This window comes from Spirosoma areae, assembly GCF_054781775.1.
On record NZ_BAAGTT010000043.1, the window covers coordinates 1 to 24,720 of the forward strand.

Consider the following 24,720-nt stretch of genomic DNA (forward strand, 5'->3'; position numbering starts at 1 on the left):
TATTCGTTGAGTGCCATTGATGAGTATTTCGTTATCGTAACACGAAGCCGATAAGCTATGAACTCGAAATCATCAATGATTGGCCCCTGGACACTACTGCTGCTGGTCACTGGCCTGTTGGTAGTAGCTGTGGCCCTACTGGTTATTGGGTGGCTGCTGTAGAGCCATATTTACTAGTGTTCTTTAAACGTTAAGTGGTCGGGTAAAGTTTGTGTAACTTGATTCTTGCCTCTTTATTGGTGAACTGCCAGTTGGCTTTGGCTTGTCTATGATTGCGTTTGGTTTGCCACGCATTGACTTCCCGGACCAACTCGTCTTTGGTAGCGATGTGTCGGTTTAAACAATCTCGTTGCAAGACTGACAATTCGATTTCGGCCATGCCGGTCTCGCAAAAGGGGCTGAGAAGGTAAACTGTTAGGCCAATGCCAAACCGCATAGGCAGTTGCCTCACAGGGATTATGGTGTTTGTGATTGTGTTGTTGCTCACAGTAGGCATACTGCTACTGGATCACCTGACGTAAAAAAATGATTGGACGGCAACGAAGCGACGATAACTCACTGATCTGTACCGCCGTCTTTCTGGTGCTGATGGCATTGGAGGCTTGTAAGTGAAACACAATAAAGCCAGTCTGGGGCGGTCAGTCACGCAAAAGGTGAAGTATACCGACTTTCAGCAGATCACGCGTAGTCACACCGCATTGAGTCCAAAAGCTGACCAAGCGAAGTAGGCCCAGATTAGCATTGATATACTCTCGTCTCTCTTACCCCTACCGAAAGGCGTTCGTCTGTTGGGTATCGCTCTGTCGAGCCTGCAAGTTGTATCAACGACCCCACCAGGAGGGCAGTTAGCATTAGACTTAGAATAGCGACAATCCATCAAAAAGCCTAAAGTGACCTACCCGGCAAAACCGACAGAACCCCTTTTGTCGGTTTTGTCGGGTAGGTACCCTAAGCATTCTGGAAAAAAGTGCTACGATTCACTTACTTTATCCAAACAGCCAGCAGGCAATGTTTGGTCAGGAATGAGATTACGACATGTCTCGAAGCAGACCTTTTCCAAGAAGCTGATAAATGCCAACCACACCAGTTGGCGATTCCCATCGATTAGTTGTAGGAGAGTGAATAAGTTGGCCGAGTAATCAGGTAGGCGTTCGGGCTGGACTCTAATGGCCTCGCTCCATCGGGATTTCCCATCGCCATATTATCGTCACGGGCGGGTAGGGCGTTAGCCGGAACGGGGACTGATGGTTGCTTAAACTGGTCGAGCGCAGTAATCACCAGAAGATAAAAGCAATGCCGAGAAAACGTTTTCATTACGTGAACAAAAAAAGGCTGGGGGAACTACCCAACCGACCCTATGAGCTGGAAATGAGACTTATATAACGCCGACTGACCTGGCAGCGGCTGAAAAAGGCGGAGGGGATTAGCTAAGAAATCCAGTGACTTGCGCTAAATAGTTACTACTATAAGTCAAAAAGCCACTTCATGGACGGGATTTTCTAGTAAGCCTTATTAACTAAAGCGTGCCACCCTGGCGTGGTCAGATTTCACCAGGTCGATGCCTACATATCTATCTGGGCGGTTAGCAGTTGGCAAGCGACTTGGTTGTGACTTACTCATGGGACTCAAGTCCAAAGAGCGTCATCAGGGCCAAAACCACATGACTGGGTAGGCGGCACAGGTTGGTTTTCGCCCTGATCAACGATTTAACTTCTAACCCGGTGCAGGGTATTTAATCACTACTTAACGAATGATAGAAGGGGTATGAATGATGCAGAAGCAAAAAATAGGATAATCAACATTTTATCGACGGAAAGCTTGACAGCTAACCAATTAAAGAGTCACCTTGCCATCCCTAACCCGCTGTTCAATCGCTTAATCAGTGCGTTAATTACAGAGCGCAGAATACGTTATACAGGCAGGGTGGGTGAGGAGAATATCTATGAACTGACCGAGGCTGGCAAGTCACCGTCTCAACCTGGTCATTGAATAAGCCTCAAACAACCTTCAATATCAACCTGACCCCGGTAGCCTGACCAGGCCTGCTCACCTGTGGCATTGGTGTTGGGCATCCAGACTGCAATAACCCGCGTCTGGGCGCTTACCCGGTTCACATCGTCCGAACCTACCGATAGCGCGACAATCACCTTCCAGAGCGCAGCAGGAGCAGGAACGCTTAGTTTGCCAGCGGCTATAGACGTAGCCTTGCCATTATCGCCCTCACCACCTTTGCCCCACGTTCCGGCAATGATGTGGAGTTCATTACCCTGAGCAACCAGCCCCCGACAGTACTCTTCCAAGCGAAACCAGCCTTGCCGGTTATGTTGAGGTGCCTGGGGTATGATGTTGGTTAGCAGAAACGTAGTTCTGTTTTCCTCCGCCGTGCTATCTCGGTCATCTGACGGGCAGAGGTGGCCTCTGTCAAAGCCTGTATTTGTATAATCCGCGTGTCGAGCCTGATACCAGCCAGTAGGCAGCGACTGGTCGGGAATGAAGTTGCCCGTATAGCGCTTGGCTGATCCTTTACAGGCGGCTGAGAGGTGCCAACTCACCAGTTGGCGACACCCGTCAATTGGTTATATGAAAGAGAATACGTAGGCCGGGTAATCAGGTAGGCGTTCGGACTGGATTCTGAGGGTCTCGCACTATCGGGATTGCCCATCGCCATGTTGTCGTCACGAGCAGACGTGGCATTAGCCGGAATGGGAACGGATGGCTGTTTACACTGACTGAATGCAGTAGCTAAGGAGATGATCAGCTAAAGTTTAACAGTCTTCTTCATCAAAAACATAATTTCCGTACACCAGCCCGTACACAGCAGAAATAAGAAATGCCTAACTATCACATAATGAGATAGTTAGGCATTTACTGAGTACCAGGAGCGGGAGTCGAACCCGCACGGGCTTGTGGCCCACAGGATTTTCATACCAACTACAGCTTTCGCTGCTTGCTGCCCAATGCAGCAATTTGTGGTCTGGACTTTCTCTTCACCGTATCCCCTTTTCGAGAACGTAGGTGCCGCCTTTAAAGTCTCTACACCTTCCACACCAACTTTCATTGGCGGGCTTGGCTCGGGATTGCCAATCAATTTCCTGATAAGGTTTCCCCGAATTTAAGCGGTTCTACTGCGAACATTTCCATTCGCGCACTCAAATCTGTCTAAGTCCGGCGTGTCTACCAATTCCACCATCCCGGCATTTGCCTGATTCGACCAATAGTCAAACTTCGGTAGTTACGAAAAAAGCACCGTTGGTCGGTGCCTTATCGTGGAGCGAAAGACGGGGTTCGAACCCGCGACCTCGACCTTGGCAAGGTCGCGCTCTACCAGCTGAGCTACTTTCGCAAACCAATTGCGCCAGCGTTTTGGCGAATTGTGGATGCAAATTTAGGCTATTTTCGGCGTATGTCAAGTTTTGCCCTTAAAAAAAATTTCAGACTGCTTAGGCAAACGCATATTGAAAACTGATTCTGAACAACTTAACGCTGTGATTTAAAGAAGCGAATCATTCACCTGCGTGTCGAACACGCCCGTCAGAACACGCCCGTTTCGCTTTACCTGAACCCAGATGCGGTAATGACCGGCACGTGGGAACGCATACGGAAACTCAACCATGTTGGCCGTTTTCATGGCGTGGTTCATGCCGGGCATTGCTGCTGCCAGCAACCGGTTTTTTTCGGGTTCGGGCATTGTTTTGAGTTTGGCCACATACGCATCAATACTATCGCGGAAGCGAACCGCATCGGGATAATGAAACGTTCGGGCCGTGTCGGCGATGCGGTTCACGAAGGAGCCTTCTGCCGCCATCGAATAGGTTCCAACCGGGTGCAGGTGAATATAAACCGTGCCATCGGAACGTAAAATGACCGCATGGCCGCCCATGCCCAGGTAAGGCTCTACCGGCGCGGCCTTCCCCAACGAATCAGCAACGGCGAATTTCAGCGTATATAGTTTGCCCGATTCGAGAACCTGTGCCGGTTTATCCATCCAGAGCATCGTTGAACCGTCGGCAAGTTTGGTACTGGCTCCGGGTTTTCCGCAAACAACCATGTCATTATCTAAGTGCGGTACGTTTACCGCATTCGCTTTCACGCCCATCGGTTCAACTACAAGCCAACTGTCATCAGGGTCAGATGGCTTGGCGGCTGCAGCGGCCCCGGCGTTAATTTTTAGCGAAGGCACATCAATGGTATCGGTCAGGGTTTCGGTAAAGCCACTTCGATACACCACGTCAGCATAGAGCAAGTATTTACCACCCGGCAGCGGGGGCAGCGTAGCTTCATAATTGAGCGTGTCGCGCCGGTTTGGGTGCAGGTGCGCGAACGCATCCAGGCCGGGTATCCTGACCAAAAAGGCGTGCATCAGTTTGCCGTGGTCGGGCAGCAGGAAGCTAAAAAACGTTCGCCGTTGGGGTCCAAAACCGGTAGTGTCGAATTGAATCGAGACTTGCCGCTGGGCATTGGTGATTTTCACTGATGCGCGAACAGGCGTGGGCTTATATAACTGAATGGTTCGGTATTCCTGGGCGGTATCGTTCCACCATGAGCGCCAGCCGGCCAGTATCAGCGCCACTACAACTAAACCAACACCCATGCCTACGACGCGCCGACGCCGGAGCGTTGCCGGTGCAGGCTGATTGGGGGCAGAAACTCCATCGGCATTGCTGGCGCCTATGATCGTGACTAACATCACGACCAGCAAAAGGCCCATAGCCGCCAGGCCCCAGCCCGTTCCGGCGGGCATATCCCGCAGCGCTGTTGCTACAGCCACCACCGGCACGATAACCTGCTGCTTGCCATCAGGGCCATCGATACTTAATTCAACACTCGACGAGCCGGAACTCATAAGCCATAAATCGGCTTCGTAGCGATTGTCGCCAACCGGCACCAGCACGTCGTGGGTTGGTGCGCCTTTATTGCCCGAACGGAAAAAGATGGGTCTTGCGCCGATGCTACTCACGCGCCCCTGCTCGACAAATACGGTGACTTTAGCGGTTCCCGGCACCACGTCGGGCGGATTTATGCTAATCAGCAATCGGTAGTTACCTGCCTGCTTCTGAACAATCACCCCCGAACTGCCAACGTGGGCGGTTGCAATGAGTGAATGACTGAAGGATAGAATGAGTGAATAAAAAAGCACAAGCCATTTCACCCGAATCTTACTCCTTGTCTTACCAGGTATTGATTGCAAAAACGTTTCACTCTTTCGCTCTTTCATTCTTTCGCTCTTTAACTTATCGCGCTATGCGTTTCATCCAGTTGCCCCAAAACAAGCCAATACGAGCGGAAAGGACAGCATAGAGCAGGGCTTTCCCAAAACCAAGCCAGAAATCAGCCACCGACTCGATGTTCCAGGGCGGAAATGCGTAGCGATATTCCCACTCCGGCGGGCTGTCATACGTCCAGGAAGACGAGAGGAAAAATCCATTGCGGGCGAGGGGCGATGTGGTCAGGAATTCGCCGAAAGGCCATTGGACAGCCAGCAGAATAACCATAAAAGCAATACCATATAGCCCGGCCAGTACCCAATCGTTTAGTTTACGTTTTCCTTCAGCTTTTGGTGTGTCAAACCGGTGCATCAGCCAGTCGAGGGCCAGCCCCGGTATAATCAGCAACAGCGGAAACATAAATGGCTGGTAGTGCGTAATGGGGTTTAGCACGGGTCCAAGCCGGGGTGTTGCCGGAAAGTTCTGAAGCAGCCAGCTTGGCAGCAACATAGACAGCATGTAAACACCGGCAATGATGGTGATAGGCCAGCGCAGTAACGAGGCCCTTCCCACTGCCAGCAGATAAAAGGGGAAAATAATGGCCGATATAGCGTAATAGCTGGAATGGTGTGATTCGCGCATTCCTACCGACTCAGACAATAAAGTATACAGCATCACCAAAAGTAGCCCTGCCGCTACGCCGAACAACCATTTCAGGCGGTTAGACCGCAGGTGGCCCTCAGCCAATTGGTTAATGGTATTAGTGCGATACTGATTCTGGAGCGACAACACACCCACCATGGCCCCAAACTGCACGGTCATAATGCCGATGGCCAGAATCGTGTGTGGGGGAGTAAGAATCTGAACGTCAAGCCCGTAGGTATTGTGCCACCAGTCATCGAATGGGGCCGACGTGAGCATGGCTAAAGCACCCCATACGCAGAACATAGCCCCCAGCGGTCCGTAGAAAACACCCCAAAACGGAACGGCAGACGACCGGCCCGGATGATTTTTGGTGAGCGTGAGGTTCAGTATCTGGTAGGCAGAGAACAAACCCGATATAACCGCCCCAACGTAGATAACCATGTGTGGAGGAGCAAACAGACCATCGCGGCCAATGCTCATGTGCCACATAATATCCCAGAGCAATCCCATCACAATGCAAAAGGACGAGAAAACAACGGCGTAAATGTAGGTGGGTATGCCCAGCCGCCAGTCGATAGTGATTCCATCTGACTGGGCTTGAAGGGGTTGCAGTGAAGAAGGGATGGACGATTGCATAGATAAGCTGACGGGAGAGTTTGATCAAAAAGATGCAGAAAATTACGAAAAGGTTGCTGATTATACCAGTGGCTTTATACGGCCCGCAGCCTGCACCTGAGCCAACGGGACAAGAACCAGCCGATTAATCACGTTATTTGTATAAAATTAGTATCACTTACCCCTCCGATATGCTCCCTTTTGATTCACCGGCACAAGTGTCGTGGTTGGCAACCCGAACGTTGCTTGTTGGGCTTTGTCTGTTCATGAGCGCGTGTGTACCCGACTTTTTGCTATCGGACTCTGACTGGGTGGTTATCGAAGCGGGCGAACATGAACCCAACCCCAAGCGCAAAGTCGGCCTGCTCATTAGCCCCGGCACCATATCGGCAGAGGTCACTTTTGATAGTTCCTGCATTTATGATGTTGGAGCAACCGACGCCGACGACTGGAATAAGGTTATTGGGTTAGGGTTTGTCGGGTCGAAAGATCAGGCATTGGGTGGTGTACCCCCACACCAGGTTGATGGCGCCCGTGTGGGCTGGCGCTGGAACCCAAAGCGGGGCCGCATTGACCTCGGCGCGTATATTTACGTTGAAGGCAAACGCACCGACTTCAAAGTAGCCGAAGTAGCACTGAATACACCGACGCGCATGACCATCAAGATTGATTATGATCGGAAGGTGTATCAGGTCCTGGGCGGTCAGGCGGTGCCGTTCACGCACGATAAATCCTTTGCCTACAGCACCGGGCTGTATTTTGGGGGTAATCAACCGGCCCCGCACCGGGTTCGGGTCAAGATTGTGGATTAGAAGTAATTATCCACGTCTGATTATGACCATTGCTCCACTCGACCTGATCTTACTGCTTGGCTCGCTACAGGGGTTTATTCTGGCTGCATTGTTATGGAGTAATCGCAAAGGCAATTCGTTGTCGAATCGGTTACTGGCTGTATTAATTGGCTTGCTGGCGCTGATGAGTCTGGCGGTCGGTATACCCGTTGCTAATCGCTGGATAAGCTTTGCACTGGATTTTCTGCCCCTGATTATGGTAATGCCCCTGGGGCCGCTCATCTATTTTTATACAAAATCCGTATTGAATCCAGCGTTTACCATTGGCTGGCGTGAACGACGCCATTTCTACCCAGTGGTGCTGGATTGGGGAAGTAAGTTCATTGGCTGGGTTTTCATGGGTGGCGTACTTCTCGGTTTTTTTCGGGAGCAGGAAGGCCCGGCCTGGGGCCATATGATGAATGAATACGATACCTACGTGGACATTCCGCGCTGGCTGTCGGTAACAGTTTATTTAGTGCTGACGAGGCAATTCCTAAACCAGCGTAAACGGGCGGACAACGTTGGGAATGCCGGGAGCCTGCAACCGACGTTACAGTGGCTTCGGCAGTTTGTGAACGTCTTTCTGGTTTTTCAGGGCATATGGTTCGTTTACTTAGTGCCTTATATCATTCCTGCCCTGCGGGGGCCATTGCTGGACAAATTCGGCTGGTACCCGATTTACATTCCCATCGCTGTTTTAATATATTGGCTGGGATTAAAAGGCTATCTGCATTCCCGAAACAGCCTGGTCGATGCAGTGACCGGTAAACCCAGCGCCACGTTCATTCCCGCCGAAACCGTTGAAAAAGTAGCTGGCTTATTGAGCAACGCTATGCGAATCGACAAGCTCTATCTCGACCCGGAGTTAACGGTTGAAAAAGTCGGGCGGCACACGCAGCTACCGCCTAAAACCATTTCGTTCGTGCTGAATCAGCATCGCCAAAAAAGTTTCAATACATTCGTCAATGAGTATCGCATCGACGCCGTGAAACAACAATTGATTAACCCGGCCAATGAGCATCTGACCCTAACGGGCATTGCGTTCGAGTGCGGGTTCAATTCACAGGCTACGTTTCAACGGGCATTCCGGCAGATGACGGGCGTCTCGCCGAAAGAATTTGCGGGTCAACAGGAAAAAACACCGCTCAAATCCAGATTTGAGTAGTCTACCCCGTTATTTTTAGGCTGTTTTGGGCTAAAAAACGGCCCACGATGAAAGCCTTTGCCTGCCTGCTGTTACTTACTTCCCTCTGGGGGTACGCTCAACCCGGAACAGATACGCTACAAACGAAAACCCTCCAGCCTGCCGACATGCAGGCCGATTTCCGCTACCTGCGCCGGTTGCTGGAAGAAACGCATCCGGGCCTGTATCGCTACACGCCCAAAGCGGCCATGCAGGCTAAAATGGACAGTATTGACCGAAACCTGAGCCAACCGATGCCGTTTTATGCGTTCTTCAGGGTTGTGTCCGGGCTGATGGCTGATATTCGCTGCGCCCACACCCATGCGCTACCGCAAAAAAACTGGCGTGAGCAGTTTAACGGTGTGCTGAAAACGATTCCATTTTTTGTGCTGCCCGTTCAGCATCGCTTTTACGTACTGTTCAATGGCACGGCTGACCAGACCATCAAACCCGGCTTTGAACTGCTTCGTATAAACGGCCAGCCGATGGATGGCATCCGTCGGCAACTGTACCGCTATCACTGGGCCGATGGCTATATCGAATCCTCGAAAAGCCAGATACGGGGCGAATTTTTCGCCTTGTTTTACTACTGGTTTGTCGGTCAGCCCGACACGTATTTGCTCACGTTCCGCAGTTTGGCGGGCGATACAGTGCAGGTTACCGCCCCCGCCAAACCGTTCGGCGGTTCGCTGAAAACGATGCTAAAACGCCCCGTCAACCGGCAGATGGTGGCGTGGTATGTAACAAAAAAACAGAAGCATCCGTGGCGATTGTATTTCCCCGACACACTTGCCCAAACGGCCTTCCTGCGGCTGGATGGGTTTGGCGGAGAAGGCGCGAAAAACGCTGACCAGGCGATTACCACGTTTCGGACATTTATGGACAAGGCAATGGCGCAGGTAGAGAAGAAGGCCATTAAGAACCTGATTGTCGATATTAGAGGCAACACCGGCGGCTGGGACAGTCAGGGCATCGAATTGTTTACTTATTTAGCAAAAGCCGATACAGCCGTCTTGTATTATGCCCGGCAGCACAGCGTAACGGATAGTTCTGACTTTGTGAAATTCTCTGACCTCTCCGAAGCTGACCGGAAAAATATAAAGAATGAACTGATTCCCGAAGCCGATGGTACGTTTACGCTGAAACAAGGCAGCGATACGCGCGACCCTAAACGCTATTCGCCCAAACCCAACCGATTCCGGGGCAAGGTCTATATCCTGATGAACGGCGAAAGTGTATCGACTGCGTCGGAGTTTCTGGCCGTTGCCCACGCGAATAAAGTAGGCGTATTTGTGGGAACAGAGTCAGGGGGTGCTTACGAAGGGGGTAACGGCAGCAGTTTTATAAATCTCGAACTACCCCACTCAGGCATACAGGTAACGACGCCGTTGGTGTATTATAACAATGCCGTTGATGAGCCACGCCAAAAGGGACGCGGCACACTCCCGGACTATGCCGTACCGATTACCATTGACAATCTGCTTCAGCACACCGACAGCCAGTTAGATTTTGTCAGGAAATTGATTCGGGATAGAAGCAAATAGGGAAACCCACAAAGAAAAGTCACCGGCTGTACAATAGCAGACAGCCGGTGAACTATGCTACTAACCTAACCTATTATTTACGAATTTATTTTATAATAATGCTGGCTATTTACTTCTTAGACAGCACGTTTGGAAGCTGCTACATTCCTGCCTTCACGCACCATTCGGTATTTAATTTCTCTTTATATAAATTGAAGCGATTGTGTATTTCCGGCCCGCGTAATTTTTTGGGTACCAATTAAAAGACAGTTGTGGTTTAGGTATTATATTCTGTTCTCTATCGACCACAATCAAACCGGACAAACTTGTCCGAGTCACATTAATTGGCCTTCGGGGATCATCATCTGTAGATAACCGAAGAACACCAGCACCAACTACGCCTAATGTATATGTATTTTTCAAGGGATCAACAATGACTGTAATTGTATGGTAACTGCCATAATTTATGGTGCCTACGAGTTCGCGATAGGTGTAATCGGATGGGCTATCGCATATCCTTATTTCACCGGCCTTATTTACTGTTAAGCGAGCGATTGCGTTGGCAAACCCGTCGGAAATTGATACAACCAAATCATTGTCACCTCTGTCAATTTTCCCGGTCCAGGTGAATGTTATTGTTTTGCTCAAATCAGTTGTAACCCCTCGAAACGACAGCCAATCCAAATGGCCCGAAATTTGGCTGTCACGTATGGGCACATCCGAATATTCCAGACACTTATTCGAGCCATCCAGGCTTATTTTTAATTTGTCCTGAATGGCGTAATTATAGGCTACTGAATCGCCAACAGGCGAACCCGGAATGTTATGTAGGGGTGGGCTGGAGACTACATCACCAGAAAAGTTATTCGTCAATAAGTAGATAGGGCGACACGAAAAAAGTGACACCGCCATCAGAAAAACGGTCGATACCGTAACAGAACGGGTAATGTTCATAGTTTAAGTGATTTAGAAAATAGTGTGGATTGAAATTTTTCGACATCATTAAACGTAATTTTGAAATCATCGGCGAAGCCGCCAATCAACTGCCGGTTGACTTTCAAGAACCTCATACGAACATAGCCTAATAAAACGTCATTAGTTTTCGCAACCGGCTTATTCATGGCTACTTCGGCGTCGACTATCAAATACTGTGGTACATCCTTCAAAACGATCTGACTGCTCTGGAATCCCAGCTTTCGGCAATCGCCCACCCGTCTGAATAGTCTTTTCATGTTGATATAGATAGAAGAATTGACGCCTACTCGATTTCAGGTTTTCGGCGGGGCCTTTTGTTGGTTATGCGGTAGTTCAGAAATTGGCTAACTTTGGTAAAAACTATTGCGAACTCATGGCACCGCTCAGCAATCTTCAACTTGAGTTATTGAAACTCTACGCCAACAGCATCGACGACCAAAAACTATTGGAAATCAAGCTGTTGCTTGGCAACTACTTCGCCCAGAAAGCAACCGAAGCGATGGACAACATTTGGGACGAGAAACAACTGACCGAACAGGATATGATTAATTGGACAACCGAACACAATCGTGGTACGCGTCGTTCCTGATACCAATATCCTGTGGCCGAAAATCACCCTTTCGCCATAAGTTGCGCTATTGGTGCTGACAGGTTAACTTTGTTTTCTTGCTTTCATAAAGTCTTGTTCCCTATGTACACATCGATTAGTGGCTTATTTGAAAACGGGCAGCTTACCTTGCTTGAACGCGCTCCTACCAGCAAAAAATCGAAGGTGGTCATTACGTTCCTGGAGGAAATTGATGCAGTTGACCCGGCTCCTTCTAAGCCAGTCAAACGTCGTCTGGGTGGCTTAGAAGGCAAAATCACCATTCCCGACGACTTTAACGAACCCTTAGACGACTTAACTGAATACATGCATTAATGCGTTATCTGATTGATACCCAGATTGCGATTTGGGCCAAAGAGAATAATCCCAGATTAAAAACACCCATCCGTGATATTCTTGAAGACCTTGATAACGAGATTTTCATCAGTCAGTTTAGTCTCCAGGAATTGGTCATCAAACAGCAGATAGGCAAGCTGCCCGGCTTTATCGTTCGGGTCAGCGACTTTGCCCGGCAGCTTTTCGATGATGGCTTTTTGCTACTCCCGATTAGTAACGACCAGCTTTTTTCTTATCAGCATCTCCCTTTCTACGATGACCACCGCGATCCATTCGACAGGTTTCTGGCGGCAACTGCCCTGTCAGAAAACCTGATCTTCATCACCGCCGACGAGAAATTTGAGCGGTATCAACCACTCGTTCAACTTCTTCTCGCTCGCTGAATCTGACCTGCTGTTTTCCAGGATAGCGACCCAAAACAGCAGGGTGAGGAGGAGTGAGAATTTTTTCATGGTCGTGTGGGGTGGTTATTGCTGCATACCGCTGTATGTAGGATAATATGTTTTGTTTTTTACGACTAAAACAAAACCAGCAGCATAGTAACTATAATATTTTGTTGGGTCTGTTGACCCGAAAGGGCCTGAATTATCCTTTAACTGCCACTTTATGCCACCAGTTGAGGCATCTATCGCAGCCTTTCCCGTATAAAGTACTCCATTGGCATATATAATGGCTCTGAACGAATCTGCCGTTTGATTTGAAGTCCATTTAGTATCGCCTGTGTTGGCATCTAAGGCAATAACTTTATTTGTTGAAGAGCCTGTCGAAACTAAAAAAACTAATCCGTTACCAACAGTGACTCCCGTATTTACATCGTTAGTCAGGGTTTCTGTTAGTGTTTTATTCCACTTCTTAGCCCCGGTTTTTGCATCAATAGCAAATACGTCATTTTTTGCACTCCCATAAAGCACACCATCTGCTACGGTCATGCTGGACTTAATTGATGCCGCATTTTCTACCGGGTATTCCCATAGTAATTTTCCTGTTTTTGCGTCAATAGCCGCAATTACATTCGCGTTTCCGCCTGTTTTGGGTGAGCGTACATAATAAACACTACCATCAGTAACAACAGGGTTTACATCACCAACCGATCCGTTCTCTGGCCCTTGTATTGACCATTTCTTTTCAGATGAGGCAGCATCATAACAAAAAATTCCTCTTTTATCCTGTAAAAGCGGATTGATATAATATAGCAGGCCGTTCGATACCACAGGACGATTGCCGTATTCTGCAATGCGCCATTTTTCTTTTGCAGTATTCAGATCATTGGCAACAAAACTACTTGTGTTTGCCACGTTAGATCGATACAGATTACCATTATCAATTACAGAAAAGATATCTACCTGCACTTGCGAATCAAATGCAACTTTAAGTTTGGCATTTGTTGCATCTACTAATTCAACTTTCCTTTTACTTTGGTCATCTGGATAATAACCACCAACCAACAAAGAGCCATTAGTAAAAAACAGTGGAAACGGATAAAAACCTTTATCATCATTGGGAAAAATAGCCAGTTCATTACCCGTATTAGGGTCTATCGCAACTATTCGATGTGTTTGTTTTAAATAAGCAGCGGTATTGCCAGAAGCAGGAACAAGAATATCGTTTGAAGATTTTACTAAATAAATGACATTTTCTGAGTTCACCGTACTACCAACAGTTGATGAAGCCTCCTTCGTCATATTCACCTTATAAACCACCGTACTTGCATCTTCGGCCGTAACGGTATACAGCACCTCCTTAGAGAAATCCTGCGCTGTGCCTGTGGCTGGTGATACCGTCGCTTTATCAGATAGCGTAATAGTTGGTACCAGTTTCGTCACGTCCGTGCCGCTGGCAACGGTGGCCGAAATGGTTTTGGCGGTGGCATCAATCGTGGCATTTACCGCCGGGTTAAGTCCGTTGAAAGAGAAAGTTTTGATGTCTTTGGCCGGACTTTTGGGAGCCGTTCCCACGCCCACTGCAACGGCATACGCCGAGGTGGTGCCATCTTCGGCCGTTACGGTGTAGGTGACGGTTTTGGTAAAGTCCTGCGCCACGCCCGATGCAGGCGAAACGGTGGCTTTGGACGAAAGGGTGATACTTGGTACGAGTTTGGTCACGTCGGTACCGTAGGGGACGGTTGCCATTACGGTTTTGGCGGTGGCATTGACCGCAGCCGATACAGCGGGATTAAGCCCATTGAAGGCAAAGCCACTGATGGCTTTTTCGGAGCTTTTGGCAGGTGTGGGCGTATCTTCGGTTTTCTTGCAGGAGACAACCCAGAGCAACAATAAACAAAAAAGGGTGGAGAGAAGTGAGAATGAAGTTTTCATTGGTTTGTTTGGTTTTGAAAAACGATATTGATAGGGTTTATTCCGAATCATAGTGGCGTAGACCTTTGTCAAAACAGGGGGTTATTTCTGGATTTTAATATCAAAAACGATGAAGTAGCCGGTGCCTTTTTTGCCTAATTGCTTCATCCGCATGACGCCTTTTTTGCCATCCTGGGTAATAAACCGGTAGAGAACTTTGTCGAAAAGTACAGAAGGTGCACAATTCGCTCCTCCAACAGCATCATCAGCCACAACCGTATAATCGGCGGCCCCACCTTCTGCTTTTAGTTTAGTTTTGTCGACAAGGGCGGCAATGTCAGTGCTAAAGGACAGTTCATTCCATTTATCAGATGATGTGTATCCATTATCCGCAGTGACGCTATTTTTGGTAATAAACTCTACACCCCCTTTGCGATAGGTACTCCACTTCTGACCAACAATAATCCCGTTTAGTTTGCCAACGCCACAACTACCCCCACACAGGATAACATTGGCTGGCGTATACATTTCCAGGTTACAATAGCCATTTAACAATCCGTCAATACGGTCAGCGTATTTAGCACCATCTTTCAGTTGGAACACCGTTCCGGTTTTATAGTCGATCAGGCATGAATCCGTCAATCGGTCGGAGGTTTCATTGACGGTCATTCTTACGGTGGCAAAATAGTAGGCATCCGTGGCGGCCGATACGCTGAACACCTTTGTACTCCCATCTTCGGCGGTGACCGTGTACGGAACGGCTTTGCTAAAATCCTGCGCTACACCTGTAGCTGGCGAAATCGTCGCTTTGTCGGATACCATAATGGTGGGTACTAATTTCGTAACGTCGGTTCCAGCCGGTAGCAGGGCAGTAATGGTTTTAGCGGTGGTATCGACGGTGGCTTTTACAGCCGGGCTTGCGCCAGTAAATGATACCGTCAGAATATTCTTAGCGGAGCTTTTTAGGGCTGCGGATTTTGTGACGGTTGTTATATACGTCTGGTTAGTTCCGTCTTCGGCTGTAACGGTATATGTAACAGGGTTGGTGAAGTCCTGTACTGCTCCCGACGCAGGCGAAACCGTCGCCTTTGCCGAGGTGGTGATGGTCGGTACCAGCTTTGTTACGTCGGTTCCAGCCGTTACAGTAACTGAAATAGCTTTTGTAGCGGCATCGACCGTCGCATTCACAGCAGGGTTGAGGGCACTAAAGGCAAACGCCGAGATTGCCTTCTCCGAACTTTTCGTTGGTGTGGGCGTTACGGGCGTATCTTCGGTTTTTTTGCAGGAAACCACCCACAACAGCAGCAGGCAGAAGAGGGTGGATAGAAACGAGAAGGAGGTTTTCATACTTAGTTTGGTTTTAAAAAATGGTGTGAACAGCGCTTCACGTACTGCCCTGTTATCGGGAATACGCCACTAAGTTGAGCCAACAACCGGCGCCAATGCCAGTGCGGGGGGGCGAGTGGTCGGCTTTTCAGGGCGAATCGTCGCTTTTTTTAGGTTAAGCAAGTAAACGGTAAGGCTGCATATGGCACATAATACACTGAATCGTTGCAACCAGTAACCTGCTAAAGTCGACCACTGGCCCACTGGTTTCGGCAACTGGCGGGTGACTGATTGAGAATATCAGCTTTACGTTGTAGGTTAGAGGCATACACCCGTTCTCATGTTTCCTTCCTGCGCCACCTGTACTTTTTTCGTCTGGCTGTATCTGCTCACGGTGTCGGTAGCCGCACAGCCTGCCCGGCCCGGTCAGGTGGCGAGTGAGTTGCCGATTCCGACGACCAAACTACCTGCCGACAATCTGGACCTGCGCCCATTTACTCAATTCTGGTCTGATACCGCGTCAAGGGCCACGTATACCACTGTTGACCAACTGGCAAAGCTATCCCCATTTCCAGCCGGGCCACTAAGAGCCTATGGCAGGCAACCAACCATTTGGCTGCGGTTTCTGATCCGAAACCCTCACCCAACCGATACTCTGCATCGGTTGTTTTTTGGGGGCTATCATCTTTCCTGGGTATTAGGCCAATCGGATATGCAAAACCGGATGGCTGCTCCGCAGGATAACGGCTGGTTGATTGGTCCGCCTGCCCAGGGCAGTGCCGATCCATTTACATTACCCGTCAAGGTGTTACCTGGCCAAACGGCAACAGTCTGGTTTCAGACGACGGGGTATATATTTTACAGTGCCATTACTCCCCGGCTATTTACGCCTGCCGGGTATGCACAATTCCTACAGGCTCGTGTAGCGTCTCAGCGCAATCATTTCGGGTATTGTTGCCTGATAATGGGGATATGCCTGTTTCTAAGCATGTTTGCCGGCGTTCAGGCCGTGTATGCCCTCGATGCTACGTATGGCTACTGGTCGCTTTATCTGGCCGCTACTTTTCTGTTCTTTCTGCTCACTGCCGATTTAGGCTTCGACCTACAGATTGCCGGGCCAACGATTGCGGCCTTCATCATTCCGACTCAGTACCTGATTGTGATCGCCTATTTGCTTTTTTTGCGGTCGTTCCTGCAACTGAATCAATACATGCCCCACCTGAATCGGTTAATTCTGATAGCGGTATACTGTCTGGCCATCATTTGTGGGGTTAGTTATTGGTGTAACCTCACGCTGGCTATACCGATCATTAAACTCACCGACCAGGCATTCGTCGTAACTGAAATTCTGTTGCTCTTTGCGTTAGTAGCCATTGTTCGGGCCAGAGTACCGAATCGAAATTTATTCATTATTGGTTCGCTGGGCTTAGTGGTGATGGCTGGCCTGGGTACGATTCTAAATGAGTTAGGACAAACCGATTTTGACTATTTCTGGACTGACCCAACCGTTTGGTATGGAGTTGGGGTCGTGTTTGAACTCACTTTCTTCAACCTGGCCCTGAGCCAGCGTGCCCGGCTTGCTGAGCGGGGCAAACAACAGCTTGAGTATGAAAAAGCCCTTGAAAACCAACGTGTTCAACGCATCACTGACCAGTTTCAGCAACGCATTGCTGAAACCGAAATGGCCGGGCTTCGTTCGCAGATGAACCCGCATTTTATCTTTAACTGCCTTAACTCGATTCAATATTTTACCGCTCAGAACGACGCCGAAAAAGCGTCCGACTACCTCTCTAAATTCTCCCGGCTCATCCGGCTGGTACTGGAAAATTCCAAGTCGGAGAAGGTCACCTTAGCCAACGAACTGGAAACCCTGCGGCTCTATATTGACCTGGAAGCCATGCGCTTTCCCCAAAAACTCCATTATGCCATTGACGTAGCTGACACGATTGATACTGACCGTATTCAGATTCCGCCCCTGCTGTTGCAGCCTTTTGTGGAAAATGCCATCTGGCACGGGCTGATGCATAAAGACGAAGGGGGTACAGTGCGGGTAGTTGTGCTACAACCCCGAAACGATTTGCTACGGGTGGCTATTACCGACGATGGCATAGGCCGTCAGAAAGCGGCTGACTATAAAAGCAAATCGGCCACCAAACAAAAATCATTCGGCATGAAGATGACCGTCGAACGCATCGACCTCATTAACCAACTGTATCATAGCCAAACGATGGTGCAGGTCGAGGATTTGATTAATGAGCAGGGAATGGCAACTGGCACTAAAGTACTCGTTAATATTCCCATTTAAATTTATCTATCCACAGGAAATCATGATACGAGTCATTCTTATCGACGACGAACCCAATGCCGTAGGCTTGCTGGCCCTTCGCCTGTCGCAACACTGCCCCCAGGTGGAGGTGGTAGCCTCCTGCACCAATAGCCACAAAGGCGTACAGGCCATTCTCGACTACCAGCCCGATGTCGTTTTTTTAGATATTGAAATGCCCCAGATGAATGGATTTCAGGTACTCGAAGCGGTGGCTGGCGTACCGTTTTCGTTAGTCTTTGTAACAGCCTACGACAAGTTTGCGCTCAAAGCGTTTCGCTATAGCGCCGTCGATTACCTGCTCAAGCCCATTGATACGCAGGAACTGATTCAGGCGGTTCAGCGGGTAGAAAAAAGCCAGAAAACGGGGCCCGAACAAATCGGCCATCTCCGGGGACAGTTAACGAACAGTACTAAAACCTTACCTGACCGCCTTGCGCTGCCGTATCAGAACGGGGTGGCCTTTGTGGATATGAAGGACATTCTTTACTGTGAATCAGACGACAACTACACGAAATTCTACCTTGCCGACGGACAGCATTATTTAGCCACAAAGTCGATGCGCGACATTCAGGATTTATTGGAAGAACGGGATTTTCTGCGCATCCACCGGCAGTATTTAATCAATCTGAATCACATCAAAAAATTCGTTAAAGGCGAGGGAAATTATGTCGTTATGACCAATGGGCAGTCCATACCCGTGTCACGGGCGCAGAAAGACCGGCTGATGGAGCGCTTCGGCTGGCTATAAAATCTGTTTAGAACTCTCGGTGGTCCCGGCTCGTTAGGTATTGATATCGTACCTATTTGACGCATGGCTCACTATCAAACCCTCCACGACTGGAACCTCTCCCCCGCCGAAGCTGTCGCGCTGCAACAGCAGTTGCGTTCGCAGATTCGGATTGAGCCATTGCACCAGCCACCCAAAACCATTGCGGGCTGCGATATTTCGTTCAACAAATTTGAAGAAACGGTGTACGCCGGAATCGTGGTGCTGCGGCTCGATACGCTGGAAACCATCGAAGAAGCCGGGGTGGTGAGCACAGCCCCGTTTCCCTATATTCCGGGTCTGTTATCGTTTCGCGAAATTCCGTCACTGCTCGAAGCGTGGCAGAAACTAAAAATCGAACCCGATGTGGTGATGTTCGACGGCCACGGTACGGCCCACCCGCGCCGGATTGGGATTGCCTCCCACGCAGGCCTGTTCCTAAACCGCCCCACCTTTGGCTGCGGCAAATCGGTGTTGGTGGGTAAATACGACGAACCGGCTCTTGAGAGAGGCTCATGGTCGCCCATGCGTCATTACAGCGATGTGATTGGCGCGGCTTTGCGAACGAAAAATAAAGTAAATCCGGTGTATGTCTCGCCCGGCCATTTAATTGATCTGGAAACCGCCATTTCACTGACGCTGCACTGCGACGGAGGCTATCGGATTCCTGAACCCACCCGCCGGGCGCATAACTTAGTCAATGCGCTGCGACGCGGGGAGCGACCCATGAACTAAGCGTGGGCAATGATTTCGTCGTTGGTTAACTCAATCAAATTATAGTGATTGAATAGACGGATTATCTCAGGAATTTTTTGCGAAACAGGTCTAAAAGCTGGCGGTTCTTCAAATTACCAGTCGTGATAAGGAGTAATTTTGCAGGCTGGTTCTGCAATAGATGACTATCGTAAAAGTCTGAATCTTTCGTAATGACAACACGGTCGTCGGTAGCAGCAACCTGTCTTATGTAGTAGTCTTCGGTTTCGTCGCGGTCCGGCAGATCGTTGGTGTGTAACGTATCGAACCCCTTTTCTGACAACCAGATAGCCAGTAACGGTGGCAATTGAGCATCTACCAGAAATTTCATGCCAGCACTTTCTGAATACTTTTAACGCGGGCTAATTTGGCCGCGTATGTCAGACAAGCCAGAATGTCAGCATCCTCCAGGGTAGGATAATCGGCCAGAATTTCTTCATGAGTCATACCCGAAGCCAGTAAATCCAGAATTAGTTCGACCGGGTAGCGTTTATTGCGAATGGTGGGCTTGCCATGACAAACGTTGGGGTTAAGCGTAATACGCGCTAACAGACTCTCCATACTTCGTGTTTTTAGGCCAATTTATCATTTTTGGGCGTTTAAGCCAACGCAAATACGAATAACAAACCCGCCGTAATGTCAAAACGCTACAACGGGCTTTGCTACGTTAAACCTCTTATCCCACCAATTCATTCAATCTTACTCTCTCCCGCAGTTTCGCCGTTGGGCGGAAACGTTCGCCATATTGGTCGGCCAGCCGGTCGCAGGTGTTTATGAAGGTGTCAATACCAACAAAATCCACAAACGACAACGCGCCACCGGTATAGGCCGGGAACCCCCACCCCAAAATTGAGCCGAGGTCGGCATCTAACTTCGTCCGAACGATATTCTCCTCAAAACAACGCACTGCTTCGATAGCCTGTCGGTAGAGTAGTCGCGTTTTCACTTCGTCGAGCGTGGGTTGCTGGTCAGCCTGCGGAAACAAATCCTGCAAACCCGGCCATAGTTTCTTGCTTCGGTCGTCGGAATAGTCGTAAAAACCAGCTTTGGTCTTCTTACCCAGCCGTTTGAGGTCAACAAATTGCTTCGCGATTTGATAACTTGTATCATCTTCCCGCACGGCACCGTCGCTGATACCCTGACCAGTAATCTTATAGACTAAATCCAGCGCAACTTCATCGGTCACGGCCAGCGGACCAACGGGCATACCGGCATCTTTCCCTCCGTTTTCAATCAGTACCGGATTCACGCCATCTTTCAGTAACTCCATGCCCTCGGCGGAGTAGGTTCCAAAGCAACGCGACGTGTAAAACCCACGCGAATCATTCACGACAATGGGCGTTTTCCGAATCTTGCGGGTAAAATCCATCGCAACCGCCAGCGCATAATCGGAGGTTTGTTTGCCCATGATGATTTCCACGAGCATCATCTTGTCTACCGGCGAAAAAAAGTGAATGCCGATGAAGTTCTCCGGTTTAACCGATGCCTGAGCCAGTCCGCTAATAGGAAGTGTAGAGGTATTGGAACCGAAAATTCCAGTATCAATCAGCATTGGTTCGGCTTCCTGTGTGACCTGTGCTTTTAGGTCACGGTTTTCAAATACGGCTTCGATAATGAGGTCGCAGCCCTGCAATTCCTGAACATTGGCCGTTGGTTTAATCAAGTTCAGAATACTGTCTACTTTCTGTGGGTCAACGTTACCGCGTTCAACGCCTTTCTGGAGCAATGCCCGCGAGTAATCTTTGCCTTTCTCAGCGGCTTCCACCGACACGTCTTTCAGCACGACCTCAATACCCGCCTGCGCCGATACATAGGCAATACCCGCACCCATGAGGCCCGCACCCAGAATACCGAGTTTTTTGACATCGGTTTTAGGAACGTCTTTCGGGCGGCTAACGCCTTTGTTGGCTTCGTTCATCCCCAGAAACATCGTCTGAATAAGGTTTTTAGCCACTTTCGACGTGGCTACTTTCACAAAATGCCGCCCTTCGATGGGTAAGGCCCGGTCGATGTTAACCTGCAAACCTTCATACACACAGGCCATAATTGCGATTGGAGCCGGGTAATTACCCTTCGTTTTATCCATCAGCATGGCCGTTCCGGTACCGAACGTTTGTGCGCCTGTCACGCTCTGCACATTGCCGCCGGGAACTTTGAAATTATCCTTCCCAACGATTTTACCGGTCTTCCGGTCTACCTCATCCCAGGGTTGCAACGGGTTCGGATTGGCGGCAATCCAGGCAAAAGCGTTGGCCATCATCCCGGCCGGGCTGTCGGCGATGTCGTCAATCAGACCCAGTTTTTTCGCTTCCTGAACGCCAACTTTTTTGCCTTCAACCAGCAACGGCAGCGCGGCCTGAATGCCAATCATGCGGGGCAATCGTTGGGTTCCTCCCCCGCCCGGCAGCAACCCGATGGTCACTTCGACTAAGCCAATCAGCGTCTTAGGATTGTTCAGCGCCACGCGGTGATGGCAAGCTAAACAGATTTCGTAGCCGCCCCCAAGCGCCGTGCCATTGATGGCGGCAACAACCGGTTTGCCCGACGTTTCGATAGTACGGAATATACGGTTCAACTCCGACGACACTTTCAGCATTTCGGCGGGATCTTTGTCGTTATTCCGCAAAATCATTTTCAGGTCGGCCCCGGCCACAAACTCAGGCTTTTCGGAGGTGATAATTACTCCCTTTACTGACGCGTCGGCAAAGGCCTGCTGTATGGCTGCCTCGAATTGAGGTATGGATTCGTCGTTAAGGACATTCATTGGCGACGAGGTCATCGCCCACGAAATGATGGCCACGTGTTGGTCAACGGTGTAGTTTATCATTTGTTGAATGGATACTGAATACTGTAAAATGACTAATGGCTCCGCTGTCAATGACATCACGCCAGCATCATTATCCATTATTCATTGTACAAGTATTCATTTAGTTAATTGACTCGTTCAAAGATGGTTGCAATGCCCATGCCACCCCCGATACAGAGCGTGGAGAGGCCAAACTGTTTGCCGGATCGTTCGAGTTCGTCGATAAGCGTGGCCGAGATGATGGCGCCGGTAGCGCCGAGTGGATGACCTAACGCAATGGACCCGCCGTTAACGTTAAGCTGACTGTGAGACACATTAAATTCGTCCATGAACAGCAGCGGTACAGCGGCAAAGGCTTCGTTCACCTCGAACAAATCAATATCGCTGATACTCATGCCCGCCCGTTTGAGCACTTTGCGCGTGGCAGGCACCGGACCGGTGAGCATGATGGTTGGCTCTGAACCAACAATGGCGAAGGCTTTGATACGGGCGCGGGGTTTCAGTCCTGATTTTTCACCAAATTCCTTGCTGCCAATCAGAACTCCAGCGGCCCCATCGACAATTTGCGAGGAATTTCCCGCATGATGAACGTGGTTTATTTTGTCATATTGGGCGTATTTAAGCAGAGCGAGGGCATCTAACCCCATCTGCCCCATTGCCTCGAAAGCTGGTTTAAGCCTGCCCAGACTCTCGGCGGTGGTGCCGGGTCGTACGCCTTCATCGCGGTCGAGCAGGGTTACGCCGATTTCATCTTTAAGCGGCACAAGCGTTTTTTGGAATCGGTTAGCAGCCTGGGCATCAACGGCCCGACGGTAGGATTCAGCCGCAAACGCATCCACATCCTGACGCGAGTAGCCGTATTTCGTAGCAATCAAATCGGCAGAAATGCCCTGCGGCACAATGTTATGGCGGGCCACAATCTGCGGATTCATGAAGAGGGCACCGCCATCGGACCCCATCGGTACCCGCGACATCGACTCCACGCCCCCGGCCACAATGGCATCGACCTGCCCCGACATGACATAGGCAGCCGCCATGTTGATGGCTTCCAGCCCCGACGAGCAAAACCGGTTCAGTTGCACGCCCGCCACCGACTCGTCGTAACCCGCTTCGAGAGCAGCCGTGCGGGCAATGTCGGCACCCTGCTCGCCAACGGGTGTTACGCAACCCATAATGACATCATCTACCAGAGCTGTGTCGAGTTGGTTCCGGTCGCGGAGTTCGCGCAGGACGCTCGTGAGCAGTTGAATGGGTTGCACGTCGTGCAGGGAGCCGTCGCTTTTCCCCCGCCCGCGGGGTGTTCTGACGGCATCGTAAATATAGGCTTCGGCCATAGGTTTATCGAAAAATTAGTATGCACGCATACGGTTTTCAGTCGGGTAAAAGTACTGCAAAAGCTGAACGGGGCAATGAGTTGGGGTTAAATTGATAATTTCTTTACCAAAAGAAAGAAGGCTGAAGAAGTATACATACTTCTTCAGCCTTCCCGACAATTAATTTTCCTACCTTATTTATCCAGCACGACCGTTCCGCCAATCAGATAAGCGCCCGATTCTGTCGCCAGATTATAAACTGTTTTCACCGAGCGTACTGCTTTTTCAGTGCGTGCGACCCGGTAAGCTACAAGTTTGCCATTTTCTACCCGATACAAAACTTCGCCAACTTCTACTTCACCCAACGCTTTGCGGCCGGTAGGCGTTAACATTGGATGGTTGGCTGTAGCCTCCAGCAAGGTCGCTGCAGTTGGAGCCTGTCGCGTGTCGGCAGTGAGTTCGCTGACGGGTGTTAGCCATACGCCCGCCAGCATGAATTCCCCTGAGTGGGTATCTATCCGCGTTACGTGCGTGGGCGTGAGGGTTTTCGTTGTCGCATTGTAGCCCATCACTACATCACCTGCGTTTACGTGGCTGATATTTTTTGATGAACCATCAGCCATCGTGACGGGCGCGTCGGGCGCAAAGCAAAAGTTATATTCTTCTTTTTTCTTCGCTCCGCCCTCGTCAGATTTGCCCGCTCCGCCCGACAATAATCCAGCCATCTCGCGCGAGAGCACAAAGGTCAGCGTAGACATCAGACCCGGCTCTTTTTCGCCCACGTACTTGAGGTCGTCGATGTAAGCATCCCAGGCTTTGCGGTCGGCGGATGCGCCGGGAATAACGAACGGTTTTATTTCGTTGGTTTTGCCATTCTGGTAGAGGGCCAGCAAGCCCAGTTCCTTCGTGTTTTCGGCAGCAAAGATTTTGTAGAGATAAATTTTACGGGTGATGCCATCGCTGTAGGTGAACACATAAGCCGGACGTTCTTCGTAACGGTCCAGAATGAAGCCCCCTGATTTAAAGTAGGTGTCTTTGTCGAGGTTAGCGATTTTGATGGCTTTGATAGCCGTTAGCTGTTCAGCGGTCATGCTGCCCGACGTTGATTGCGCCCAGACGCGCTGGCTGAAAAACTGCGTGGCAATTGCACAGCCAACAAACATCAGGAGAGACAGGAGATTGTTTTTCATCATGGTTGTATGTTATAGATCAAGA

General features: G+C 49.7%; 23 protein-coding genes and 1 tRNA gene. 11 read left to right on the plus strand and 13 right to left on the minus strand.

The features are described 5' to 3' along the window. Positions 1-608: 608 nt before the first annotated feature. Complete coding sequence (locus tag ACYVI1_RS26105) at positions 609-728, plus strand: DinB/UmuC family translesion DNA polymerase (protein ID WP_460913941.1); 120 nt, start codon at positions 609-611, stop codon at positions 726-728. A gap of 376 nt (positions 729-1,104) precedes the next feature. On the opposite strand, the gene ACYVI1_RS26110 is transcribed toward ACYVI1_RS26105, so the two are convergent. The 5 genes from ACYVI1_RS26110 to ACYVI1_RS26130 form a co-directional block, all read right to left on the minus strand. Beyond that, a complete protein-coding gene (locus tag ACYVI1_RS26110; RefSeq protein ID WP_460913943.1) occupies positions 1,105-1,314 on the minus strand; it encodes a hypothetical protein in 210 nt (69 codons plus the stop codon). A 668-nt stretch (positions 1,315-1,982) separates the two neighbouring features. Beyond that, positions 1,983-2,552 (minus strand): DNA/RNA non-specific endonuclease, encoded by a 570-nt coding sequence (locus tag ACYVI1_RS26115; RefSeq protein ID WP_460913945.1) that lies wholly within the window; start codon positions 2,550-2,552, stop codon positions 1,983-1,985. 715 nt (positions 2,553-3,267) lie between these two features. Then, positions 3,268-3,343 (minus strand) — tRNA-Gly (locus ACYVI1_RS26120). Between the two features lie 147 nt (positions 3,344-3,490). After that, positions 3,491-5,215: a hypothetical protein gene (locus ACYVI1_RS26125; protein WP_460913946.1), complete on the minus strand. Its 1,725-nt coding sequence runs from the start codon at positions 5,213-5,215 to the stop codon at positions 3,491-3,493. Between the two features lie 16 nt (positions 5,216-5,231). After that, positions 5,232-6,485, minus strand: coding sequence for a hypothetical protein (locus ACYVI1_RS26130; protein ID WP_460913947.1), 1,254 nt, complete (start codon positions 6,483-6,485; stop codon positions 5,232-5,234). A 170-nt stretch (positions 6,486-6,655) separates the two neighbouring features. Between ACYVI1_RS26130 and ACYVI1_RS26135 the strand changes: the two genes are divergently transcribed. Genes ACYVI1_RS26135 through ACYVI1_RS26145 form a run of 3 tightly spaced genes read left to right on the plus strand, consistent with a single transcriptional unit; the run spans position 6,656 to position 10,024 of the window. Further along, on the plus strand, positions 6,656-7,276 hold the full coding sequence (locus ACYVI1_RS26135) for a hypothetical protein (protein WP_460913949.1): 621 nt from the start codon (positions 6,656-6,658) through the stop codon (positions 7,274-7,276). Positions 7,277-7,298: 22 nt separating this feature from the next. After that, a complete protein-coding gene (locus ACYVI1_RS26140; protein ID WP_460913951.1) occupies positions 7,299-8,462 on the plus strand; it encodes a helix-turn-helix domain-containing protein in 1,164 nt (387 codons plus the stop codon). 47 nt (positions 8,463-8,509) lie between these two features. Further along, positions 8,510-10,024, plus strand: a complete 1,515-nt coding sequence (locus tag ACYVI1_RS26145) for a S41 family peptidase (RefSeq protein WP_460913953.1) — start codon at positions 8,510-8,512, stop codon at positions 10,022-10,024. Positions 10,025-10,195: 171 nt separating this feature from the next. Here the strand turns inward: ACYVI1_RS26145 and ACYVI1_RS26150 are convergent, their stop codons facing one another. After that, positions 10,196-10,957, minus strand: coding sequence for a hypothetical protein (locus ACYVI1_RS26150; RefSeq protein ID WP_460913954.1), 762 nt, complete (start codon positions 10,955-10,957; stop codon positions 10,196-10,198). 140 nt (positions 10,958-11,097) lie between these two features. Between ACYVI1_RS26150 and ACYVI1_RS26155 the strand changes: the two genes are divergently transcribed. From ACYVI1_RS26155 to ACYVI1_RS26170, 4 genes are all read left to right on the plus strand, one after another. Then, positions 11,098-11,226: a HepT-like ribonuclease domain-containing protein gene (locus ACYVI1_RS26155; RefSeq protein WP_460914222.1), complete on the plus strand. Its 129-nt coding sequence runs from the start codon at positions 11,098-11,100 to the stop codon at positions 11,224-11,226. 125 nt (positions 11,227-11,351) lie between these two features. Then, positions 11,352-11,567 carry a hypothetical protein gene (locus ACYVI1_RS26160; protein WP_460913955.1) on the plus strand — a complete coding sequence of 72 codons (216 nt, stop codon included), beginning with the start codon at positions 11,352-11,354 and terminating at the stop codon, positions 11,565-11,567. 102 nt (positions 11,568-11,669) lie between these two features. After that, positions 11,670-11,900, plus strand: a complete 231-nt coding sequence (locus tag ACYVI1_RS26165; protein WP_460913956.1) for a DUF2281 domain-containing protein — start codon at positions 11,670-11,672, stop codon at positions 11,898-11,900. Beyond that, positions 11,900-12,304, plus strand: coding sequence for a type II toxin-antitoxin system VapC family toxin (locus ACYVI1_RS26170; RefSeq protein ID WP_460913958.1), 405 nt, complete (start codon positions 11,900-11,902; stop codon positions 12,302-12,304). Before ACYVI1_RS26165 ends, ACYVI1_RS26170 begins: the two co-directional genes overlap by 1 nt. Before the next feature lie 84 nt (positions 12,305-12,388). Here ACYVI1_RS26170 and ACYVI1_RS26175 read toward each other — a convergent pair whose 3' ends face one another. Together ACYVI1_RS26175 and ACYVI1_RS26180 are read right to left on the minus strand one after the other, a co-directional pair. Then, positions 12,389-14,236, minus strand: a complete 1,848-nt coding sequence (locus ACYVI1_RS26175; protein WP_460913959.1) for an outer membrane protein assembly factor BamB family protein — start codon at positions 14,234-14,236, stop codon at positions 12,389-12,391. Positions 14,237-14,317: 81 nt separating this feature from the next. Beyond that, positions 14,318-15,562 (minus strand): DUF5018 domain-containing protein, encoded by a 1,245-nt coding sequence (locus tag ACYVI1_RS26180; RefSeq protein WP_460913961.1) that lies wholly within the window; start codon positions 15,560-15,562, stop codon positions 14,318-14,320. A 319-nt stretch (positions 15,563-15,881) separates the two neighbouring features. Between ACYVI1_RS26180 and ACYVI1_RS26185 the strand changes: the two genes are divergently transcribed. The 3 genes from ACYVI1_RS26185 to nfi all read left to right on the plus strand — a co-directional run bounded on the left by ACYVI1_RS26185 (position 15,882) and on the right by nfi (position 19,368). After that, a complete protein-coding gene (locus tag ACYVI1_RS26185; protein WP_460913962.1) occupies positions 15,882-17,846 on the plus strand; it encodes a sensor histidine kinase in 1,965 nt (654 codons plus the stop codon). A gap of 22 nt (positions 17,847-17,868) precedes the next feature. Further along, a complete protein-coding gene (locus ACYVI1_RS26190; protein WP_460913963.1) occupies positions 17,869-18,615 on the plus strand; it encodes a LytR/AlgR family response regulator transcription factor in 747 nt (248 codons plus the stop codon). 63 nt (positions 18,616-18,678) lie between these two features. Then, entirely contained in the window at positions 18,679-19,368 is a 690-nt protein-coding gene (nfi, locus tag ACYVI1_RS26195) for a deoxyribonuclease V (protein ID WP_460913964.1), read from the plus strand. Between the two features lie 61 nt (positions 19,369-19,429). Here the strand turns inward: nfi and ACYVI1_RS26200 are convergent, their stop codons facing one another. From ACYVI1_RS26200 to ACYVI1_RS26220, 5 genes are all read right to left on the minus strand, one after another. After that, on the minus strand, positions 19,430-19,717 hold the full coding sequence (locus tag ACYVI1_RS26200; RefSeq protein ID WP_460913965.1) for a DUF5615 family PIN-like protein: 288 nt from the start codon (positions 19,715-19,717) through the stop codon (positions 19,430-19,432). Continuing rightward, a complete protein-coding gene (locus ACYVI1_RS26205; RefSeq protein WP_460913966.1) occupies positions 19,714-19,947 on the minus strand; it encodes a DUF433 domain-containing protein in 234 nt (77 codons plus the stop codon). Before ACYVI1_RS26205 ends, ACYVI1_RS26200 begins: the two co-directional genes overlap by 4 nt. Positions 19,948-20,062: 115 nt before the next feature. Continuing rightward, positions 20,063-22,213: a 3-hydroxyacyl-CoA dehydrogenase NAD-binding domain-containing protein gene (locus ACYVI1_RS26210; protein WP_460913968.1), complete on the minus strand. Its 2,151-nt coding sequence runs from the start codon at positions 22,211-22,213 to the stop codon at positions 20,063-20,065. 104 nt (positions 22,214-22,317) lie between these two features. Next, positions 22,318-23,526, minus strand: coding sequence for an acetyl-CoA C-acetyltransferase (locus tag ACYVI1_RS26215; RefSeq protein WP_460913970.1), 1,209 nt, complete (start codon positions 23,524-23,526; stop codon positions 22,318-22,320). A gap of 173 nt (positions 23,527-23,699) precedes the next feature. Continuing rightward, positions 23,700-24,695 (minus strand): hypothetical protein, encoded by a 996-nt coding sequence (locus tag ACYVI1_RS26220; protein ID WP_460914225.1) that lies wholly within the window; start codon positions 24,693-24,695, stop codon positions 23,700-23,702. Between the last annotated feature and the right edge of the window lie 25 nt (positions 24,696-24,720).

Excerpts from the sequence above, each read along its gene's own strand:
- ACYVI1_RS26110 (WP_460913943.1), bottom strand. The coding sequence starts at position 1,314 with ATGAAAACGTTTTCTCGGCATTGCTTTTATCTTCTGGTGATTACTGCG.
- ACYVI1_RS26125 (WP_460913946.1), bottom strand. The coding sequence starts at position 5,215 with ATGAAAGAGCGAAAGAGTGAAACGTTTTTGCAATCAATACCTGGTAAG.
- ACYVI1_RS26130 (WP_460913947.1), bottom strand. The coding sequence starts at position 6,485 with ATGCAATCGTCCATCCCTTCTTCACTGCAACCCCTTCAAGCCCAGTCA.
- ACYVI1_RS26135 (WP_460913949.1), top strand. The coding sequence starts at position 6,656 with ATGCTCCCTTTTGATTCACCGGCACAAGTGTCGTGGTTGGCAACCCGA.
- ACYVI1_RS26140 (WP_460913951.1), top strand. The coding sequence starts at position 7,299 with ATGACCATTGCTCCACTCGACCTGATCTTACTGCTTGGCTCGCTACAG.
- ACYVI1_RS26145 (WP_460913953.1), top strand. The coding sequence starts at position 8,510 with ATGAAAGCCTTTGCCTGCCTGCTGTTACTTACTTCCCTCTGGGGGTAC.
- ACYVI1_RS26150 (WP_460913954.1), bottom strand. The coding sequence starts at position 10,957 with ATGAACATTACCCGTTCTGTTACGGTATCGACCGTTTTTCTGATGGCG.
- ACYVI1_RS26160 (WP_460913955.1), top strand. The coding sequence starts at position 11,352 with ATGGCACCGCTCAGCAATCTTCAACTTGAGTTATTGAAACTCTACGCC.
- ACYVI1_RS26165 (WP_460913956.1), top strand. The coding sequence starts at position 11,670 with ATGTACACATCGATTAGTGGCTTATTTGAAAACGGGCAGCTTACCTTG.
- ACYVI1_RS26170 (WP_460913958.1), top strand. The coding sequence starts at position 11,900 with ATGCGTTATCTGATTGATACCCAGATTGCGATTTGGGCCAAAGAGAAT.
- ACYVI1_RS26175 (WP_460913959.1), bottom strand. The coding sequence starts at position 14,236 with ATGAAAACTTCATTCTCACTTCTCTCCACCCTTTTTTGTTTATTGTTG.
- ACYVI1_RS26180 (WP_460913961.1), bottom strand. The coding sequence starts at position 15,562 with ATGAAAACCTCCTTCTCGTTTCTATCCACCCTCTTCTGCCTGCTGCTG.
- ACYVI1_RS26185 (WP_460913962.1), top strand. The coding sequence starts at position 15,882 with ATGTTTCCTTCCTGCGCCACCTGTACTTTTTTCGTCTGGCTGTATCTG.
- ACYVI1_RS26190 (WP_460913963.1), top strand. The coding sequence starts at position 17,869 with ATGATACGAGTCATTCTTATCGACGACGAACCCAATGCCGTAGGCTTG.
- nfi (WP_460913964.1), top strand. The coding sequence starts at position 18,679 with ATGGCTCACTATCAAACCCTCCACGACTGGAACCTCTCCCCCGCCGAA.
- ACYVI1_RS26200 (WP_460913965.1), bottom strand. The coding sequence starts at position 19,717 with ATGAAATTTCTGGTAGATGCTCAATTGCCACCGTTACTGGCTATCTGG.
- ACYVI1_RS26205 (WP_460913966.1), bottom strand. The coding sequence starts at position 19,947 with ATGGAGAGTCTGTTAGCGCGTATTACGCTTAACCCCAACGTTTGTCAT.
- ACYVI1_RS26210 (WP_460913968.1), bottom strand. The coding sequence starts at position 22,213 with ATGATAAACTACACCGTTGACCAACACGTGGCCATCATTTCGTGGGCG.
- ACYVI1_RS26215 (WP_460913970.1), bottom strand. The coding sequence starts at position 23,526 with ATGGCCGAAGCCTATATTTACGATGCCGTCAGAACACCCCGCGGGCGG.
- ACYVI1_RS26220 (WP_460914225.1), bottom strand. The coding sequence starts at position 24,695 with ATGAAAAACAATCTCCTGTCTCTCCTGATGTTTGTTGGCTGTGCAATT.